The organism is Mesobacillus sp., assembly GCF_049588175.1.
In the GTDB taxonomy this organism is placed as follows: domain Bacteria; phylum Bacillota; class Bacilli; order Bacillales; family Cytobacillaceae; genus Mesobacillus.
Map to the genome: position 1 here is coordinate 1 of NZ_JBAVFI010000684.1, position 4,150 is coordinate 4,150.

A 4,150-nucleotide genomic window follows, 5' to 3' on the forward strand; every position below is an offset into this window, starting at 1 on the left:
AAACGCGTTTACGCCCTTTATTGGAAAAACTCGTTGTAGTTATTTCCGTTTTTATTGTTCTTATAATCTAAATTGAACAGGTTTTCTCGCGGTTTTTTATCCTTTAATTATCTAATGGCTTTTATTGAAACATCCTACTGGCGATTTTCTCCTCCGCAATGTTCCAATAGAACTTATTGGAACATTCTAAGACGATTTTCTACTTTGCCTGCTAGCAAATCCTAACTAAACAGACTCTGAATACCATCAAGCAATGACGGTATCACATAATGGAAAATCGGCTGGATTGTATATTGGTCCAGTGGGGTGATGACCAGGATCAAGAAAATAACCGATCCATACGCTTCGTACTGGGTAAGCTTCGCTCTGATGTTCGCCGGTGCCAGGTCCTCGATGATGCGGTAGCCATCAAGCGGCGGGAACGGCAAGAGGTTAAAGACGAACAGCATCGCGTTCAGCCCTATGAATATATTGAGAAAATCAAGGAAAAATTGTGGTACACCAGCAGCCAATCCAAGGGCGCTGTATATGTACCAGATCGCAAAGGCGAGAATGACCAGGAGCAGGTTGCTGATTGGTCCGGCAACAGAAACGAGTACTCCCGCAAGCCGCGGATTCTTGAACATAAATCGATTCACGGGGACAGGTCTGGCCCAGCCGAAACCAGCAATGAAAATCAGGATCGTTCCAAGTGGATCCAGATGCTGAATTGGATTCAGCGTCAGCCTCCCCTGCTTTTGCGCAGTTGAGTCACCAAACTTATAAGCTACCCATGCATGCGCGAACTCATGAACTGTAAAAGCGATCATCAGCGCCACAGCAACATAAGGAATTTCAGTTAACGAATAGGGTAAAAACACATTTCATTCCCCTTTATTGTCTTTTCTCTAAAGTATAACTTATTATCGAATGAATGTGAAAACGTGAATCTTCCGCCCGGCTTGCACATTTTGGTGAATTATGAAAAACTGAAATCAGATTTACATTTCAACACATTCAAGGAGGCAAAACAGATGCCATACGTAACTGTAAAAATGCTTGAAGGACGCTCTGAAGACCAAAAGAAAGCACTAGTTGAAAAAGTAACCGATGCAGTAAGCGAAACAACTGGCGCACCAAAAGAAAAAGTCGTTGTGTTCATCGAGGAAATGACGAAGAACCATTATGCTGTCGCTGGCAAGCGTTTGAGTGACGAGTAGAAACACCTTTTTTAAAAGCTCAGAACTTCGAGTTCTGAGCTTTTTCATTAGATTACATAACTGTGTTTAGCTTCACCACAAAATCAGGATGAGTTACATACTCCATATAATGAATTGAACCGCCAAAATTCAAATAAGCCTCGAATCGTGTCCGGTAAGCAGGGCCTGAAATCAAATCAAGTACCTTTTCTTTCTCAACCCAGCGGCTATCCGATGTTTCCTCCGAAACACTTAATTCCCCGCCGACACTCTTACAGGCATAATCCAGCATCAATTTTGTCGGTACATCGGTGATCCCGTCATACCACTTATGTATTGCAGTATTGGAGTAAATTCCGATTAAGTTATTGATTACAATATCAATGCCACTTTCCTCTTTCACTTCCCTGCTGAGCGCATCAAGCAGATTTTCGCCAACCTCTACCTGCCCACCAGGAAAAACCCATCCTCCATGCTGAGTTTTGACCAATAGGATTTTCCCTTCCTCATTCTCGACAATTCCACCAACTGCAACAATATGTGTCGGCATCTGCATGTAACTCACTCCCATGAAATCATTTGCTGTCATCTATTAATTCTTCACAAACACCTGTATTTTCCTTCCAATTCAATTTTTTTCTGCATTCATCGAGAGCTTTCTTTTGATGATCCCTCATCCGAAATACTTGCCACCTAGGCACTAATGGCTCCTAACTTAAACAAAAAAAAGAGTACAAAACCAATAAAGGTTCCGTACTCGATTTATCTTATATCAATGCCTGGCCTTTTCCTTCAAACTTGCAATATACGCGTAAGCTTCCGCGATATCTTCATCGGTGTACTTCTGGCTCTTCTTCACAGTTTGCACTTTTTCCTTAACCTCGTCCTCTGGCAAGTTATCAAAATACAAAACAGTTGATACGAGTTCAAGGAATCTCGCATTCTGGTCGTTGATGTCAGTCAGACAGTCGCCTAGGCAAGGCATCTCGATACTGTTCTCACCAAGAAACTCCTGGCCTGCTTCCGTCAATGTATAGCGGTACTGGTAGTAGCCGCCCTTCTTTTCCTTCACTTCATTCAAGAAGCCCATGTTGCAAAGCTCTTCAACCCTTAAGGTGAGCTCTTCGGAATACGGTCCGTAAAAATGAAACTGGAATCGTTCCTGGAAAGGATATTCCATTTTCTTTGCGATATAAATCATTTTCTGAAGCTTCTTCCTGCCGATGACCTCTCCAGAAACTGAAATGGCATGTATGATTTTAGCGTGGTCTTTTAACAAAACGCGTCAACTCCTGTATCAATTGGTCCCAGTGTCTAAGTTCAGCTCAAGAATCTGTACAATCTGCTCGATTTCAGGACGTGCTTTTTCTTTTTCCAGAAAATCAGCAGGATAATAAAGTTTATGGTCTGTCCGCCTTTTACCCGAAATAGCATCAACAATCTCAGATTCTCTAGAAAGCTCGCGGATTTCCCCGTTTTTCTTCAGCAGGTGGATTGGAAGACGCTCTTCCTCCTCACCCGGACGGTAAAAATCGTACGGCAAATCGGAAGATGAATCGACGACCAGGTAATATTCAGGATCAAGTCCTGCCTGTTCAAACAACACAGAAAGCTTTGCCAGCTTTTTGTATTCCTTGGCAGGGTCAAACTCAACATATTTAAATAGATTACGGTTATTGAAACGCCTGCACAGATCACTCAGGATTTCGTCCTCTTCCTCTTCCCAACTCTGAAAATAGTAGAGGAATACGGCTTCATCCAGTTTTAAATAGTCGTGCAGCGTCAAACGGTCCTCAAAGATTGAGTAAAAATGATGCGGTTTATGTTTGAAGGTGTAATTTTGCTCATGAAGGTGTTTAGCTCGGTGCAGGATTTTCGTTAAAATGACTTCGGCACTTCGTGTGACTGGATGGAAATAAACCTGCCAGTACATCTGATAGCGACTCATTATGTAGTCCTCGACAGCATGCATCCCGCTTTGCTTGATGACAACCTGGTCTTCCTTCGGGCGCATGACACGCAAAATCCGTTCCATATCAAAGTGTCCATAGCTGACTCCGGTAAAATAGGCATCCCTTTGCAGATAGTCCATCCTGTCGGCGTCAATCTGGCTTGAAATCAAGCTGATGACAAGCTTATTTTCATACGTTTTTTCAATCACTTCGGCGACCTTCTTCGGAAAATCCGGTGCCACTCTCGTAAGCACTTCATTGACCTCGGTATCCCCAAGGATGATTTCCCTTGTAAACTCTTCATGGTCAAGGTCGAATACCTTCTCGAATGAATGTGAAAATGGACCATGGCCCAGGTCGTGAAGCAGTGCGGCACACATCGACAGAAGACGCTCCCCCTGGTCCCATTCAGGCCGGGCAGCAAAAGCATCGTCAACAATCCGTCGCACAATTTCATAGACGCCCAGCGAATGGTTTAATCTGCTGTGCTCAGCTCCGTGGAAGGTTAAGTACGTCGTGCCGAGCTGCTTGATCCTTCTCAGACGCTGGAACTCCTTCGTTCCAATCAAATCCCAGATCACCCGGTCACGGACATGGACATACCGGTGTACTGGATCTTTGAAAACTTTTTCTTCAAATAGCTTTTCTTCCGAATATCCCATCGTTCCCCTTCTTCCTGTTCATCTTGTTAATTATTATAGCGTGTTTCATTCGCCAAATCACCTCGATTTTCTGCAAATTTTTACAAATATTGCATCCTCATTTCAAGAAAATGAGAATTCATCAGGGTTCAAGATGATAAAAAAATTAATAAAAAAATTTACCATACTTTCTTCTTTCCATTCTTCGGCATTCCGTAAACAAGTTCCTTTTTAAAAAAGAAAAGCTTTATTAAAAAATAATGACCATTCGTTTCGGTTTCTTTCTCTTGAAGGGTCTTTAGAACCTTCTATTACCACCTTTCGCTTTCGTTTTCTTCTCTCGAATGGTCATTAGAACCTCTATTATGACCTCTCGCTT

5 protein-coding genes are annotated in these 4,150 nt (G+C 42.7%); 1 reads left to right on the forward strand and 4 read right to left on the reverse strand.

Translation table 11 applies throughout. The features are described 5' to 3' along the window. Positions 1–221 precede the first annotated feature (221 nt). Positions 222–809, reverse strand: a complete 588-nt coding sequence (locus tag WB217_RS16595) for a site-2 protease family protein (protein ID WP_423994382.1) — start codon at positions 807–809, stop codon at positions 222–224. 204 nt (positions 810–1,013) lie between these two features. On the opposite strand from WB217_RS16595, the gene WB217_RS16600 reads away from it, so the two are divergent. Further along, a complete protein-coding gene (locus tag WB217_RS16600) occupies positions 1,014–1,199 on the forward strand; it encodes a 2-hydroxymuconate tautomerase (protein ID WP_335428378.1) in 186 nt (61 codons plus the stop codon). 52 nt (positions 1,200–1,251) lie between these two features. Here WB217_RS16600 and WB217_RS16605 read toward each other — a convergent pair whose 3' ends face one another. The 3 genes from WB217_RS16605 to WB217_RS16615 all read right to left on the reverse strand — a co-directional run bounded on the left by WB217_RS16605 (position 1,252) and on the right by WB217_RS16615 (position 3,792). Next, positions 1,252–1,734, reverse strand: coding sequence for an NUDIX hydrolase (locus tag WB217_RS16605; protein ID WP_423994378.1), 483 nt, complete (start codon positions 1,732–1,734; stop codon positions 1,252–1,254). A gap of 216 nt (positions 1,735–1,950) precedes the next feature. Then, positions 1,951–2,457 (reverse strand): YwgA family protein, encoded by a 507-nt coding sequence (locus WB217_RS16610; protein WP_423994379.1) that lies wholly within the window; start codon positions 2,455–2,457, stop codon positions 1,951–1,953. An 18-nt stretch (positions 2,458–2,475) separates the two neighbouring features. After that, positions 2,476–3,792 (reverse strand): HD domain-containing protein, encoded by a 1,317-nt coding sequence (locus WB217_RS16615; protein WP_423994380.1) that lies wholly within the window; start codon positions 3,790–3,792, stop codon positions 2,476–2,478. Positions 3,793–4,150 lie beyond the last annotated feature (358 nt).